The sequence below is a fragment of the Liquorilactobacillus sicerae genome (assembly GCF_029916425.1).
Lineage (GTDB): Bacteria > Bacillota > Bacilli > Lactobacillales > Lactobacillaceae > Liquorilactobacillus > Liquorilactobacillus sicerae.
In genome coordinates this window covers 13,896-29,879 of sequence record NZ_JAHAVQ010000003.1, presented here as the reverse complement: position 1 = coordinate 29,879, position 15,984 = coordinate 13,896, and the positions used below count along the sequence as shown (strand labels likewise).

The 15,984-nt window shown below is 40.1% G+C and carries 12 protein-coding genes; 10 read left to right on the top strand and 2 right to left on the bottom strand.

Annotated features, from left to right (window positions below; all coding sequences use genetic code 11):
- Genes asp2 through KH893_RS02305 form a run of 7 tightly spaced genes read left to right on the top strand, consistent with a single transcriptional unit; the run spans window position 1 to window position 9,530 of the window.
- Window positions 1–1,539: an accessory Sec system protein Asp2 gene (gene asp2 / locus KH893_RS02335; RefSeq protein ID WP_281164567.1), complete on the top strand. Its 1,539-nt coding sequence runs from the start codon at window positions 1–3 to the stop codon at window positions 1,537–1,539.
- Window positions 1,532–2,443, top strand: a complete 912-nt coding sequence (gene asp3, locus KH893_RS02330) for an accessory Sec system protein Asp3 (RefSeq protein ID WP_281164566.1) — start codon at window positions 1,532–1,534, stop codon at window positions 2,441–2,443. The genes asp2 and asp3 overlap by 8 nt, the downstream gene beginning before the upstream one ends.
- Window positions 2,436–4,787 (top strand): accessory Sec system translocase SecA2, encoded by a 2,352-nt coding sequence (secA2, locus tag KH893_RS02325; protein WP_281164565.1) that lies wholly within the window; start codon window positions 2,436–2,438, stop codon window positions 4,785–4,787. The genes asp3 and secA2 overlap by 8 nt, the downstream gene beginning before the upstream one ends.
- An 18-nt stretch (window positions 4,788–4,805) precedes the next feature.
- Window positions 4,806–6,323 (top strand): accessory Sec system glycosyltransferase GtfA, encoded by a 1,518-nt coding sequence (gene gtfA, locus KH893_RS02320; RefSeq protein WP_281164564.1) that lies wholly within the window; start codon window positions 4,806–4,808, stop codon window positions 6,321–6,323.
- Window positions 6,316–7,659, top strand: coding sequence for an accessory Sec system glycosylation chaperone GtfB (gene gtfB / locus KH893_RS02315; RefSeq protein WP_281164563.1), 1,344 nt, complete (start codon window positions 6,316–6,318; stop codon window positions 7,657–7,659). The genes gtfA and gtfB overlap by 8 nt, the downstream gene beginning before the upstream one ends.
- Window positions 7,646–7,822 (top strand): hypothetical protein, encoded by a 177-nt coding sequence (locus KH893_RS02310; protein ID WP_281164562.1) that lies wholly within the window; start codon window positions 7,646–7,648, stop codon window positions 7,820–7,822. The genes gtfB and KH893_RS02310 overlap by 14 nt, the downstream gene beginning before the upstream one ends.
- A 10-nt stretch (window positions 7,823–7,832) precedes the next feature.
- On the top strand, window positions 7,833–9,530 hold the full coding sequence (locus KH893_RS02305; RefSeq protein WP_281164561.1) for a glycosyltransferase: 1,698 nt from the start codon (window positions 7,833–7,835) through the stop codon (window positions 9,528–9,530).
- A gap of 35 nt (window positions 9,531–9,565) precedes the next feature.
- On the opposite strand, the gene KH893_RS02300 is transcribed toward KH893_RS02305, so the two are convergent.
- The gene (locus KH893_RS02300; protein WP_281164560.1) at window positions 9,566–10,486 is read right to left on the bottom strand and encodes a serine hydrolase; all 921 of its coding nucleotides are present in this window, start codon (window positions 10,484–10,486) and stop codon (window positions 9,566–9,568) included.
- 353 nt (window positions 10,487–10,839) lie between these two features.
- Between KH893_RS02300 and KH893_RS02295 the strand changes: the two genes are divergently transcribed.
- Window positions 10,840–10,980, top strand: a complete 141-nt coding sequence (locus KH893_RS02295) for a hypothetical protein (RefSeq protein WP_281164559.1) — start codon at window positions 10,840–10,842, stop codon at window positions 10,978–10,980.
- A 102-nt stretch (window positions 10,981–11,082) separates the two neighbouring features.
- The gene (locus tag KH893_RS02290; RefSeq protein WP_281164558.1) at window positions 11,083–11,889 is read left to right on the top strand and encodes a carbon-nitrogen hydrolase family protein; all 807 of its coding nucleotides are present in this window, start codon (window positions 11,083–11,085) and stop codon (window positions 11,887–11,889) included.
- Between the two features lie 360 nt (window positions 11,890–12,249).
- On the opposite strand, the gene KH893_RS02285 is transcribed toward KH893_RS02290, so the two are convergent.
- The gene (locus tag KH893_RS02285; RefSeq protein ID WP_281164557.1) at window positions 12,250–12,570 is read right to left on the bottom strand and encodes a hypothetical protein; all 321 of its coding nucleotides are present in this window, start codon (window positions 12,568–12,570) and stop codon (window positions 12,250–12,252) included.
- Window positions 12,571–12,865: 295 nt separating this feature from the next.
- Here KH893_RS02285 and KH893_RS02280 point away from each other — a divergent pair, with 295 nt between their 5' ends.
- The gene (locus tag KH893_RS02280) at window positions 12,866–15,910 is read left to right on the top strand and encodes an alkaline phosphatase family protein (RefSeq protein WP_281164556.1); all 3,045 of its coding nucleotides are present in this window, start codon (window positions 12,866–12,868) and stop codon (window positions 15,908–15,910) included.
- The last annotated feature ends 74 nt before the right edge of the window (window positions 15,911–15,984 follow it).

The window sequence follows — 15,984 nt, the reverse complement described above, 5'->3', positions numbered from 1 at the left end:
TTGGCAAATTCAAAAATCAAAGTTTTACAGCTTGGCTGGCAGAATTGGTCGCAGAATCTGCCAATACCGCCGCAGCTTGAATGGAACTTTAGTAGTCCGACTCAATTAGCTAGTTTTTCAAAAACAAATGCCACAGCCGATTTTTCAGTGCTCTTGCTGACAGCTGCTATTTCAAATGAAAACTTTTCACGGTTGATACCGTTTGCGCAATCATATGCTTTGCTTTATGATCGAAACTTAAAATTAACGGCTACTGAATCAGAATTTTTTAAACATCTTCCAGCAGTTGGCGTGTCAGTTGCTAATCCGCAAAAATTAATTAAAAAGATTGCCCTTAGTTTTTTTGCAAAACAAAGTGGTCTTAAATTAGGAATTAAAAGTTTGGAACTCTCGCCTAATTTTCACGGCAAAATCAGTTATCAAGGCAATCTTTCCTTAACAATTGCCGGAGACTTTGGCAAAAATTTCCGGCCACTAGCAACTTGGCGGAATAATGTTTATGTTGATCCCCAGCGCCGGTTAGAAGTTTGGTTGGAGTTTCAGAAAAGTGCCGATTGTCAGCTGCAACTGGTTTTTTATGAAAGTTCGGTAGGTAATCTGGCCGACTCTCAGTCAAAATGGATCGTATCTGAAAGTCAAATGAAGCAAGTGGCAGTTATTTCAAGGACGCATAATGATCAAGCAGCCACCTATTTGACTGCAATTTTATATGCTAAAGGTCAAGGTAAAATACAGATCGGTAATCTCCATTTTAGATGGACGCGCTTTAACTTTGGCAGTTTGATTTTAGGTGGGGAGAGCAAAAAGACGGCTGAGCGGCAGGAAGTTTTAACTTATTTTGATCCGGGGGATTTTAAACCACCACTGAATGTCTACTTTGCTGGTTATCGTCAATTGGAAGGCTTTGAGGGCTATCCGATGATGAAAGCCTTGCACGCGCCGTTTATTTTATTCAGCGATCCGCGTTTAGAAGGCGGGGCCTTTTATTTTGGCAACGCGCAGTATCAGCAAGTCATTATCCAAACGATTACGGCTAAATTGAAGGATTTAGGTTTCTCTAATCAACAGCTGATTTTATCCGGTCTTTCGATGGGCAGTTTTGGGGCTCTTTATTATGGTCGGTTGTTAAAACCAGCGGCTATTATTTTAGGCAAGCCGTTGATCAATTTAGGGACGATTGCTGAAAATCATCGATTATTGCGGCCAGATGATTTTGCAACTTCACTAGATATTTTGCAGCTTTGTCAAACAGTTTTGAAGGTTCACAGTCCGCAAGCCGTTGACCAGCAGATCTGGCAGCGGATTATGGCTGGTGATTTTCGTCAAACAAAAATTGCCGCTGCTTACATGAAAAATGATGATTACGATCAAGCAGCTTTTTTACAACTTAAAAACCGCTTGCAAAACCAGCGACCACTGTTGATTGGCAAAGGTTGGATTGGCAGGCATAATGATAACTCTTCAGCAATCATCAACTGGTTTTTAGCACAGTTTCGGTATTTTTTAGCAGCCGATTTTGGGAGAACGATGAATGAATAACCAAGTGATCGATTTAATTTATTGGCGTAATTTAGCTTCAACCTATTTAGCTGGTTCAACAGTTGAGTTCGTGCGGTCGGATTTGGTGCTTTTTTCCAATGCACTCATGCCACCGGGTAAAGTCATTACGACTTGGTATGCCAACACTAATTATCAAGCGGATCGTTTCAGTCCACAACTGCCATTGCTGGAACCGCGAAAAAAATATCAGCTGGTTTTAAGGGCTGCTAGTCAACCACAAGCTTCTTTGTATCTGCGGTTGGATTTTTATGACGCTTTAGGACAACTTTGTTATCAGAAGTTCATCAAAGGGTCAAAGGGAACTTTCACTTATCCACAACAAGCAGTCGATTATCGAGTTTCTTTGATTAATGCCGGCTGCCAGCAAGTTGAGTTTCACCGCTTAGAATTAGCAAGTGCCAAGACAGAATTGAAAAACAACGATGATTTCATTTTGACGGAAATGATCAACGCCAGTTTTCAACAGAAAACTTTAAATTTGCTTTGGTTAGAACCGGACAACCAAATTAATTTGCAAAAGGATCCGGCTTTTTCATCAAAAACTGATTGGGTTATTTTAGCAACAACTTTAAGTCAAGCAACTGGCTTCTTAGCTGAGCCGCTGCAAAAACGTTTGCAGGATTACTGGCAAAGATTTGCTAAGTTGATTTTTTGGGGGACGGGTCACTGGTCGAATCTGGCAGGCTGCTATTATGGACAACAATTTGCAGGGAGTAGGGTTAAAGTCTCAGCGGCCATTGAGCCAAAAGAATTTCAGCAGTTGACCAAGGAAAAATGGCCGGCAGTTGAACGTTATCATTTAGCCGACTTAACGGCTCCAATTATTTTGGTTGATCATAAAAAAGATTTTTTATTAGTGAATGAGGATCAAGATCATGACTAAACTGGAACTGCATTTTTTATGGAAAATAGTCAAACAAGTAAATCAATATCAAATAACTATGCGTCATTTAACTGATAACCAACTAAAAGCCAAAACCAGCTATTTTAAACAGCAGTTGCGCAATGGTAAAACCTTAGATGAAATTTTACCCGAGGCTTTTGCGGTTATCCGTGAGGCTGATCGGCGGGTTTTAAAAATGTTTCCCTTTGACGTCCAAGTTTTAGGTGGAATTGTTTTGCATCAGGGAAACTTAGCCGAAATGAAAACTGGCGAGGGTAAGACTTTGACTGCAACGATGCCACTTTATTTGAATGCTTTGAGTCAGCAAAGTACGTGGTTAGTTACTGCCAATGAATATCTGGCTAATCGGGATGCTAAACAGATGAGCCGAGTTTATAGTTGGCTTGGATTAAGCTGTGCTTGCAGTTCACCAGAGGATGCCAGTCAACACTTGACGCCGGCGGAAAAGCGTCAGATCTATCAGTCAGATATTGTCTATACAACCAGCAGTACTTTGGGTTTTGATTATTTAATTGATAACTTAGCTGGTAGTCAAGCTGAAAAGTTTATGCGTGATTTTTCCTATGTAATTGTTGATGAAGCTGATCAGGTTTTACTTGATAGCGCCCAGACGCCTTTAGTTATTTCGGGAGCACCAAGGGTTCAGTCAAATATGTATTGCTTAGCTGATGATTTTGTGAAGACCCTAAGCAAAGCGGATTATCAAATTGATGAAGAAAAGCGTAATGTTTGGCTAACAAAACGGGGTTGGCAAGCAGCTCGACAGTATTTTCAAGTTCAAAACTTGTTTGATGGACATTTTTCTGAGTTAATTCGTCATCTCAACTTGGCGTTGCGAGCCCATTGCCTGTTTAAAAATGGTCGTGATTATATTGTTTCACAACAGCAAATTAAATTATTAGATAAACGTAATGGCCGTGTGTTGGAGATGTCTAAACTCGAAGGCGGTTTGCATCAAGCCTTGGAGGCCGCTGAAAAGTTGCCGATCACGCCAAATTTACGGGCCATGGCTTCAATTACCTATCAGAATTTGTTCCGAATGTTTAAGAAGCTGGCTGGGATGAGTGGTACTGGCAAAACGGCTGAAGCTGAGTTTATTGAGACCTATTATATGAAAGTTATTCAAATTCCGACTAATCGGCCGGTAATTCGGCAAGACTTTCCTGATCGGATCTATCCGACTTTGCCAGAAAAGCTCTATGCCTCACTGGCGGTTGTAGAGCAGTTGCATCAGCAAAAACGTCCAATTTTAATTGTGACAGGTTCTGTTGGCTTATCCGAAATCTATTCTGAATTATTGTTGCAGGCGCAAATTCCGCATAACGTTTTGAATGCTCGCAATGCTGCTAAAGAAGCGTTGATTATTGCCGAAGCTGGCCAAAAAGCTGCTGTCACAGTTGCTACTTCGATGGCTGGCCGTGGGACCGACATTAAACTTGGACCAGGGGTAGCACAATTAGGCGGTTTGGCAGTGATTGGAACTGAAAGGATGGACAATCGTCGAATCGAGCTGCAGTTGCGAGGACGAGCTGGCCGCCAAGGCGATCCCGGCAGCAGTCAGTTTTTTGTGTCACTGGAAGATCAGGTTGTTGATCAGTTTGGAACGCGCCGCTTGAAGAAATATTTTCAGCAACATCAAGCGGGTGATCTTACGCAGCCAAGAAACTTGAAGGCTAGATGGATTAAGCATGGCATTCGGCGCGCACAGCAAGTTAGTGCCGATCAAGGCTATCAACAGCGAAAAATGACATTGGCTTTTGATGAAAGTGTCCGGATTCAGCGCCAAGCTGTCTATCAGCAGCGTGATCAATTGATTTTTAAGCAGCAGTCAGAATCGGTAGATGTTTTTAAGTTGATCGATGAATTGATTGATCAATTTGCAACTCAATCATCTCAGTTAGAACCAGAGCAAGTACTGCAGTTTGTTTTAGAAAATTTAGCCTATCACTTTGACCGCCAGCTGATTTCAAAAAAGCTAACGGATCAGCAGTTAAAACACCAGTTAAAAAACTTAGCTCATCAGCAAATAGTTACTAAGACGCAAAATTTATCGACCGCCGAACAAGAAAACTTTTATCGCTCGTGTGTTTTAAAAGCAATTGATAATGCTTGGATCGAAGAAGTTGATAATTTGCAGCAATTGCGGGCAGTTATTTCGAATCGCCAAATTGCTCAAAAGAATCCGATTTATGAGTATCATCAAGCTGCCGCCAATGCCTATTTGCAAATGCAGTCGTTAATTTTACACAAAATTGTCCAAAATTTATTATTAAGTTCAATTATTAAAAAACCAGATGGAAAACTTATTGTTTATTATTTATAGAAGTTGAGGTGAATGATTATGACGGTTTATAGTTTTAATTTAGGAATTGGCTGGGCCAGTAGCGGGGTAGAATATGCCCAAGCTTATCGAGCAATGGTTTTACGTGAACTAAAACAACCAGCCAAATTTGTTTTTACGGATTTAATTTTATATGAAAATATTGAGACGTTAGCTAAAAATATTGGCTTTCATGATTCGGAAATCATTTGGATTTATCAGTATTTAACCGATATCAAGTTGACTCCTAATAGTTATACAATTCAACAATTTGAATTAAATCTTCGTTGTCAACAGCGGCAAACTAGAATTGAACAAGTAAATCCGCAAGTTAGACGTTATCATTTTGATCATGAGGATCAGTTTGTAACTGTTTATTTGAAAAAGGATTCACCTCAACTAGTTGAACGGGCGGAATTTGTGTCGCATGGTCGCCTGATTCGCAAAGATTTTTTTACCTACACTAGAGTCATGTCAGAATATTATACTCCCCGCAATAATCAAGCTTATATTTATTTGCGTCGGTTTTTTAATCAAAATGGTTCAACTGCTTATGAGCAGATCTTGGATGGCGATCAGGAAATGTTTCGAATAAATAATCGCTTATTGTACTCAAAAGCCGAGTTCTTGAAGTATTTTCTGGAGAAACTTAAGTTAACTAAAAATGATATTTGTTTGCTAGATCGTTCAACCGAGATTGGCCAGATAATTTTTCGTCATCATCAACCAGCCAAGTTAGGAGTAGTTATCCACGCAGAACATTTTAGTGAATCAGCAACTGATCATGATAATATCCTGTGGAATAATTATTATGACTATCAATTTACTAACTCACAAGCAGTTGATTTCTTTATTACGGCAACTAAGAAGCAACAACAGCTGTTAACCAAGCAGTTTCGAACTTATTTAGGGCGGAATCCAAGAATTTATTCGATTCCAGTTGGTGGATTGCAGCAGCTGCAGCAGTCAAAAACGCCCCGTCGCCCAGCGTCACTGATCACAGCGTCGCGCTTGGCAGCTGAAAAGCACCTTGATTATCTGATTTCGGCGGTCGTTCAAGCCAAAAAGACGATTCCCGAGTTGGTTTTTGACATTTATGGTGAAGGTGGACAAAAAAACAAGCTGGAGCAGATGATCAAGTTAGTGCACGCTGAAGCATATATTCATTTGCGGGGGCATCAGGAGCTGACTAAGATTTATCAGCAATATCAAGCTTACTTATCCGCATCAACCAGCGAGGGATTTGGCTTAACGTTGATGGAGGCGGTCGGTTCGGGTTTGGCGATGATTGGGTTAAATGTTCGTTATGGTACGCAGACGTTTATTTTGGATCAGCAAAATGGTCATTTGTTGGATTATGCCCCAACTGATACGCCAGCAGTAATCGTCGCTCGGCTGGCCCAAGCTATTGTTCAGCTGTTTACCCAAGATGATCTGCCGGCTTTTCACCAGAGCTCCTATCAGTTGGCGAAGGATTATTTACTGCCACAAGTTGAATGGAAATGGCAGAGATTACTGGAGGAAATGACTAATGATTAATTTATTCGATCATAATAATCAAGCAGCCGCTGATCTATTGGCTTCTTTACGGCAAATAAATCAGGCCACTCCAACAATCTTTATTGAAGATGACGGCTGGCTGCCAGAACATACTGAATCTCCTTGGAGTTATTTTTGTGAACAAGGCAACAGTGGTCAGCCATTGTATTTTGATCGCTTGGCTTTGCCCGATCTGTGGGAAATTCGCGGTACTAATCATGCTGCGGAAATCTACGATGATGATCGGTTAGCTGGTCAAATCATTTATGCTTGGCCAGCAGAAAAGCGTTTGATCAAAGAGGTCAAGTGGTTTGATCGTCAACAAAGACTGCGTTCAGTCGATCACTATAATCGCTACGGGCGTCGGTTTGCCGAAACAATTTACAATTTGGCAGAACAGCCGGTCATTAAGACTTATTATACGCAAGATCAGCATGAAAAAATTGTTGAAAATTTAGTTACTAATGATATTTTGTTGAATGGTCAGTTTGGTGAAATCTTTAATTTTTCTAATAAAACAGCCTTTGTTAAATTTTATTTGCAGCAGCGAGAATTCGACTTAAGCCAAGTTCGTTATAACTCCTTATCTTTTCCGTTCTTTGTGAGTTTAAACTTGCCTGATAATGGCAACGATATTTTGTTTTGGCAAGAGCCGTTAAACCAAGCAATTCCAGCTAATATGAGCCAAATTTTACAAAATAAGGCGGTGCGGACAAAACAAATTATTTTTTTTGAAAAATCAGCTTACGAATTTGTTAAAGCTCATTTACCAGCAGAAACTAACGTTGATTTGCAACTACTGGGTTACCTTTATCCGCATCACCGGTTAAATCATGGCGGTCAGCAGATTTTGATTATGACTAATTCGGATCAATTAGAACAAATTGAACCACTGATTAAGGAATTGCCTGAATTTGAGTTTAAAATCGCGGCAGTGACCGAAATGTCAGCCAAATTGCAGGAGCTGCAACGCTATGAAAATGTTCGTTTATTTCCAAACGTTTCTCCAATTGTTACAGAACAGTTGTGGCAGACAGCGGATTTTTATCTAGATATTAATCACCAAGCTGAAATTAAAAATGCGGTCCGGACAGCTTTTGATAATAACTTGCTGATTTTGGGGTTCGAAAATATTTTGCATGCGCCACGCTATGTCGCTCAAGCCCATATCTTTAAATCAGCTGAGTTTCAACAATTAGCAGCCTTGCTTAAAAAATGCCGACTGGAGCAAAACTTTCTCCAAACTCAGCTTAAGTTACAGCATTTAACAGCCAATGAGGTTTCAACAGCCAGCTATCGAAAGTTATTAACGGGAGAACATCATGCCAAAAGATAAGAGTGATTTAATCAAAAAAGACATTGACCAGCGGCTAAAAGCTGAAAGAACCGCAAGTGACCGGCCTGCTAAGTCATCAAGTGCGGGACAAAAGGTTGCCCTGATCGTCAGCTTGCTGATAGCCTTAGGGATCGTTTTGTCACTGTTGCAAGTTTTGTTTTAGGAGGGATAAATTGAACGTTCATATCACTAATATTTATGGTCAATCAGCTGCCAGTACAGCGCTGATTGCTCAGAATATGGTTGCTAAAATTGCCCAGCAACTTGGAATCAGTGAAGCCGGGATCTACAATTATCCAGTTAAAAGCGACACTGCGGGGGAACTAACCAAACGGCTCGATGGAATTTTTGCCAGTTTTGCCCGTGGGGACATTATGATTTTCCAAACGCCGACTTGGAATGATCTGGAATTTGATCAGGCACTCATCAATCACGTCAAAGCTTATCGTGATTCAAAGCTGATAATTTTCGTGCATGATGTGATTGCCTTGATGTTTGAGTCCAATCGTTATCTGTTGCCGAAGTTGATTGCTGCCTATAATCAAGCCGATGTTATTATTCTCCCGAGTGAAAATATGCGCCGTTTGCTGGTGAACCATGGCTTGCAAGTCAAAAAGATCTTGATCCAAGGGGTTTGGGATCATTTATATGATTACCCCAAATGGCTCAAACCGCCATTTAACCGCCAGTTGAGTTTTATTGGCAATCCGCAAAAATTTTCTTTCATTAATGACTGGTCTGAAAAAAAAGTGCCAATCAGATTATATGCGGCTAAACCGGCTGAACCTAATCCAGCTATTAACTATATTGCACCTTTGCCAGATGTAGCTTTGCTGCCAGATCTCCAGCAAAATGGCGGGTTCGGTTTAGTTTGGGGGACAGATCATTATTGGCATGAGTACATGATGTACGCTAATTCTTTTAAATTGGGAACTTATCTCGCGGCCGGATTGCCGGTCGTAGTGGATGCCAGCAACGCTAACGCCGACTTAGTGCGACAAAATCATCTCGGCTTGGTCGTAGTTTCCTTGGCTGAAGCTGTTAGCCAAATCCAGGCACTATCAGTTGCTGAATATCAAGACTTGATCACCAGTGTCGACCACTTTGCTGAATTGTTGCGACAAGGATATTTCACAAAACATGTTTTGATCGACGCAATTTTTTATTTGTTGCAAGCATCCCAGACTAGTCAGCTTTATTCATTGCAGGCACCGCACCAATTTCAGCCCAAAATTTTGAGCCCCAGCGAGACTTTGACGCGCTTGACTACGACTTCGGTGTCATTGATTAATCTCAGCTTGGCTGACATTCAGTTGCTTTGCGGTGAAGCTAGCCAGTCGGTTGCTGATTCAGCTTTGGTTCATACGCTGTTAAATATTGTTAATCTCCCTGCTGGTCAGCAGGTCTTAGTTGGCTTGCCAAATCTTTTAGCAATGTCTGCCGATCACCAGTCGAGCACCGCAAAATATCAAGGAACTTATCGAACATTTTTTAATGCCGTTAATTATGGGGATGGTCGGCTTAGTCAGCCGTTTGCTAATTTTCCATTCAAAAAAGCTGTTGAAATTTATCACAGATTTCAACAGCTTTGGGAGAATCAGGATCTTTTGATCATCAGTGAAAAGCATTTAAAAACCAGTTTAGCAGCTAATGCGGCCTCAGTTACAGAAATCATCTACGCGACCGATAACCCTGCGTCACAACTTGACAAAATTATAGCGGCTGCTAAGCAGAAACTGGTCTTGGTGTTGTTGGGACCAGCCGGACATCTGCTGGCCGAGTCTTTAATGCTGGCTGGTCAGCGAGTAATTGACTTAGGAGCTCAGTTGGTTGAAGATTATGAGAACTTTTCTTCGAATCTGCCTAATTAGGCCCGACTGAAAATGGCTAACCAATTAAGTTAATTCTAATTGCCATAGACAATCTCCTGAATATGTTTGGTGATTTTGGCAATTCTTGGGAAACCGCTAAAGCCGCTTTGATTGTGACCATGAGTCATAACGACCAACAAGTAACGTTGACCATTCGGCAAGGTGACGATCCCGGCATCATTGTTGGTGTCATCGAGAAAGCCAACTTTGTCTTGAACGGTGGTGCCTTTCATTGCTTCAGCTGCTCCAGTTGGAATACCTTTGCGGTAGACTTGTTTTTTCATCAAACCTAAAATATAATTGCGATCACTTGAATTGCTGAAAACGCCAGTACCTTCAGCCAATTGTTTCAATAAATAAATTAGACTAGTGGCAGTTGTTTCTGCATCCTGTCCCTCAACAAAAACGGGTGAGTACCAACCTTGATTTGCAATAAAGCTATTGATCGTGCTTAAACCGTAGTTTGAAAGTTGTTCATCAGCATAATCATTTTGACTATAAACAATCATGTTTTCAAAACCGCTCTGATTAGCAGTTGTCCAGCTAAAATTACCGGCTTGTTTTTCTTTCATCAAAAAAGCCGTAATAAATAATTTGAAGGTACTGGCGGCAACTTCAGCTGTATGTGCATTAGCTGAAACAGCCAATTTGCCTTCTTGATAAACGGCTGCATTCGAGCTTTTAGCTGCTTTGCTGCCGGAAACAGGGCTTAAATTGTAGAAACTAACGCTAGCTGTTTTATCAGCCGTAACAGTATCTAAATATTTTTGCAATTTTTGCTTGATTTTTGTCTGTTTAGTTTTAATCGTTTGCTGATTTGATTTTGAATTTTCGTTTGATGAAGCTGCATTAGCAGTATCAGCTGATTGGTGATTAACTTGTTGGTTGGTACGATAGATTAAGATCCCCACAATAACAGATAGCAATAAAAGTAGATAAAATAATTTCTTTTTCATAAGTGATATGCACTCCCAGGTACTTTGACTACTCCCTTTTTAGTAGCGAGTCCTTAGTGCAAAAATCAAGTTATATTCTATAACTTATCATATATTGCTGATTATTCAAAGAAAATGCTTATAGTAAAATTAATTATTCAATTAATTTCGTCAATTTTTTTTACCCAAAATATCTCTGAAAATTCATTCAAATTTCAAATTTGATTTACAAACCGCAAATCAGCTTAGCTTATTAAAAATTATTAAGGCATTGGTTACTTTGATTGTTGGATTTTATTCGAACAACTTATCTTAAAAATATAAAGTATTACAGAAGAAATTAACAATAAGCATTTGGAAATCGAGGGAAAGTCATGAAAGATCAAATTGAAGCGTTATTAATTCTAGCTAAGAGTCTTGGTCCGCAAATTTTGAAATCTGAGTTTCAAAAAGAAGAAGATGAAGGCAAACGTGCAGTTTTGCGAGCCCTATATCAATATGTTACTGATGAATAGCCACAGAAAATAACAAGATTTAAAAAATACTAACTGATTTTTTGTTGTACGTGAGCTTTTATGCTATATTAAATGCAAGCAAAAAGACATGGGGATGGATTAATGAAATTTAAAATTGCACTAGCCCAAGCGCCATCAACTGAGAATTATCTTGAAAATTTAAAAACTGCACGAGATTATGCTACGCGAGCCCAGCAGGCGGGAGCTCAGTTGGTGGTTTTTCCAGAATTGTACATGAGTGCTTTGACAACGAAGGTCGACTTAGCGACAACTTTGAAATATTCTCAGCCATTGAATGGCAGCTTTGTTAATGGCATGCGTGAGTTAGCTGATGACCTGCAGCTGTGGATCATTTTTGGGATGCGCCAAGCTCCTAATGATTCTAAAGATCAGCGAGTCAAAAATGCGGTTATCGTGGTTGACAACGATGGTCAGATTCGCGGAACGTATTATAAAACCCATCTTTATGATGCTTTTGGAGCCAAGGAATCACTGACGGTCGCACCTGGCAAGCATCTATTTAAACCAATTGAGACTCCATTTGGGAAAATTGGTCTGTTTGTCTGTTATGAGCTGCGTTTTCCAGAGATTGCTCGTTATCAGGCTCTGCATGATGCTGACTTAATTATTGTCCCAGCTTCTTGGTATCGTGGCTCACTCAAAGAACATCATTGGCAGACTTTATTGACAGCTCGGGCTTTGGAAAATACAGTGTATGTTGCTGGTTGTAATTTGCCAGCTGTCGATAAATGTGTTGGTGATAGTTTAGTTGTCGATCCTTTTGGGGTGCCGATCGCACGGGCCGGAGCAGATCCTAACTTAGTTGTCACGGAGATTGATTTAAAACGAATTAAAGAAGTTCGTCAGCGGGTACCTTCTGCTAAGCAACGGCAGCCAAAGCTTTATTAGTTAGCTTAATGACAACTGGATCCTTAGAAACTAAGTTGAGAAAACTCAATATGCCAGTAAAAAAGTAAGGGATAAGCGTACGCAAAAGTCCAAGGTAAACCAACCTTGGACACAAATTAGCATGTTTCAGAGTTCTTAAACTTCATAATTCAACAAGAACCGCCAGTTTTCGAGATTTTCCGAAAACTGGCGGTTCTTTTGAAACTCTGAATAATCCAGGTTGTAAAAAGATTATGTTGATCTTGGTTGGTAACGGCCTGGTTCTTGGTTATCCGTAATCAAATAACGCTGACACGAATATTGAGATTCTTAAGGGTACTTAAAGATTATTTTCAATTAGCATAATACTTTTTAAAAGATTTAGTCGGCTCTTTTGGCGGCCTGCTGTTTGAAAGTTTCATCTAAAAGATCATCTAAACGTTCCAAAGTATGGACTGTTGGCCGTGAATCAATCAAATATTGCAGCTGAAAGATAAAAATATCGTAAAATTCACCTAGTTCTTTGTGATCGATCAAATCGGTGTCATTAACGATCTGGCTCAGCCATCTGAGGTCCTCGTTAACTGTTTCGTTTAAAAAACCATAATCAACATGGTGACTACGGATAAATTTGATATCTTCACGAATTCGTTCTGCAAGCTTTTGCAAAGTATCTTGCTGTAAGTTATTATTATTTAACATTTAACGGCACCTCCATTGAATACATTTTATCATGTAAGACCCTATTTAGATGAAGAAAAGTATTTTAAAAACCAGTTTCTAGTTTTCAAAACTTATCTTAAGAATCGAAAGTAAATATTTGCTGCTTGAGTTAATTTAACTTTAGAATAGTAAGTAAAAAGCCTTTTTTCTTTAAGTTTTTGTGTTAAGAAACAGCCTAACAAAATTTTAATTTTTTATTCACAATTTTGCGTTATAATGAACTTTACTGTGCTTATCATGATGTTAAAGATTAATTTCAGTTAGGATGTAGAAAATGAAAACAATGCAAAACAAAAGAGTAAGGCTATTCTGGCTGTTTATTTTTGGCAGTGCAAGTTTTTTGCTATTGAATAGTCTTTTTTGGAATGCCGGATCAACGGTTTTATCGCAGGCAACCCGACCATCGTTTTTATATGCAGCTATGAACATTGCGCGCGCCACGACTTCGCTGGCTCTACCGCTCGTGGTGATCATGCTGGGCCTTGGGTTAGCAAAACAGCGCTTTTCGTTCAAACAATTGGTCAAACAGTGGCTATACCTCGTCTTGTTTGCGGTTGCTTGGCTGTTGATTGCCTTATTTGGCTTCCAGAAGTATAGTCTTAGTAATTTTTACTCGGCCTTTTTGCCACTGACGCGAAATGCTTACCCGGTGATTAGCGGTATCTTTTTAGCTCAGGTCTTACAACCGGCGTTTGGAAAGTTACTTCTGCGGCAACCGCCCAAACGTGTCTTGACAGTTTTTGGCCTGCTGGCAGTTTTGCCGACTATTTTTCATGCGGATCTTTTTGGTTTTGGCAGTGGCAATACCGTGCTCTTTGGCGGTTATTTATATTTGCTGGGAGTTGCTTTACGTCATTTCTTAGCAGCTCACCAGTTGCAACAAACTAAAAAGCTCTGGCTAACAGCAGCTGGCAGCTGGCTGATTTCTGTTGTTTTGAATGGCTTGATGCCGGCTATTTCTTATGCCAAATATGTTAATTTTTCAACAGCTGATCGATTTGCCAATTCAACCTCAGCCTTTAATCTCTTGGCAGCCGTTTGTTTAGCTATTGTTTTTTGGCAAAAGTTCGAACCAGTTGTCGAACGTTTTTCCGTTGCCCAACTGTTTCAAGTCAAAGAACTAATGCTAGGAGCTTTGGCGCTGAGTGATGGCTATTTGCTGTACAGTACGATTTTAAACATCAACAATAATTGGAACAGCAATCATCTTGGTTCGATCAAACTGATCTTTGCGCTGGCAGAAGCCATCATTTTTCCGTTACTCATTTGGGGTTTGAATTTTGCTTTGCGCTGGCTGGCAGCAAAGATGCTGCAACCGCAAGAACATTGGCTGCAGCAGCAGACACTCGCTGGTTTGCTGGATCAGGTGACCGACTTACCGCAGCTGCTGAAGAAGTTCTGGTATAAACATCGGCGTCAGCTGCTAGTTTTTGGCTGGTTCTATTTAGTGGCAGCATTTTCCATGTTAGTGATGAATACTAGCTTCCAGATTAGTCCAAGTACCGCTTTGACCAGTAATATTTTTGTCTATACTTTGTTTATTCGCTTCCCAGTGATTATTTTAAATGTCTTGTTGCTGACAGCACTGTTTATGATCCTCAGGTTTATTTTATTCGATAATTACTGGACCGCTTTGTCGATTACTTCATTGTTTTATCTGATTTTTTCTTTGATTAGTCGCTCTAAATTACAAATTCGGGATGAACCAGTTTTGCCGAGTGATTTGACGATGCTCAAAGCAACCTTTAGTCTTCTGGGAATGATAAATATAGCTATTGTAATTGTTGGGGGAGCAGCAATTATTTTGGCCCTGGCAGTGGCAATCTTTTTTGACCGCCGCCACCGCGTTACGCATCGCAGCTGGCAGAAGAGATCCATTTGGTTGGCAATTAGTTTGCTGTTTTTGAGCGGAACTTTTTTCTTGAATCATCAAAACTCACCGGTTCAAGTCGTGTCATCGCTGATCGGCAATGAGCCAATGTTTTACAATCAGCCAGTTGGCGCCCAGAAAAATGGGGCCGTTTTACAGTTTTTGAATAATGTCGACGTTAAAGTTATGGACAAGCCAGCGGGCTATAGTCGTGCAAAAATGCAGCAAATTGCCCGCAAATATACAAAAATGGCCGCTCAGATTAATCAAACTCGTAAAAATAATCCTAGCAAGCAGACTTTTATTTTCACCTTGAGCGAAAGTTTTGCTGATCCTGAGCGGGTGCCAGAGATGACGATTAACAAAGATCCGATGCCGTATCTGCGTAATTTGAAGCTTAAAACGACGTCCGGTTTAATGATGAGTTCTGGTTACGGTGGTGGGACGGCCAATATGGAATACATGGCTTTGACCGGCCTATCAATGAGTAACTTTTCAGCAACGTTACCAACACCGTATACCCAAATCGTTACTAAGCTGAAGAAAGCTCCTTCTTTTAATCAGAGTTTCAGTTATTCAACGGCAATTCATCCTTACTTAGGTGTTTACTACAATCGCCAAGAAGTTTATCAAAAGTTTGGTTTTAATCGTTTTTATTATCTAGGCAGTAAGTATAAGATTAAGCAGCAGCATCGAATTGATCGCAGTCAGTATTTATCTGATCAAACTGCCTATGATAATGTCCTTGATCAAATCAATCGTAAATCCGGTGGGCAGTTCATTAATTTGGTCACAATGCAAAATCATTATCCATACGACAAAAATTATTATAACAGCCGCGGCTTTAGTGTCAGCGGGCGGGCGGTTAGCGATAAGACTGCTAAAACCAGTGCCGAAGATTTTGCCACCGGCGTTAGTTATACAGACGAATATCTCAAAGCCTTCATCAAAAAACTAAATCAGATCAAAAAACCGATCACTTTAGTCTGGTATGGTGATCATTTGCCAGGAATCTATAGTGGGGATTCGATGAGCAAATATGGTTTGCAGCTGCATCAAACGGACTATTTTATTTATTCGAATAAATATGCTCGTCAGCACGGGATGGGAATCAGTAAGAATCAATCGTCTAAAACGAATTATGTCGATCCATCAGATTTTATTGCCATGTCGCTGGAACAGCCTAACTCAAAGGTTTCAGCCTACAATGCGCTCCTAACCAAAATCCACCAAGATTTGCCAGCAATTACAGTCAACTCTTTCAATAATGGGACCAATAGTTATAACTCAAATGCCGAATTTGTCAATTCACACGGTAATGTTGTCGCCTATGATTCATTGTCAGCTAAGCAAAAGGAACTTTATCACGATTATCAATTAGTTCAGTACGATATAACGGCGGGCAAGCAGTATCTGGCTAAAAGCAGCTTTATGACTAAAATAAATTAGCGTGCTTCAAAATCGGTCGAACAATAGTAAAAATAAAAAACAGCTAGGTTAATTTTACTTAATCTAGCTGTTTT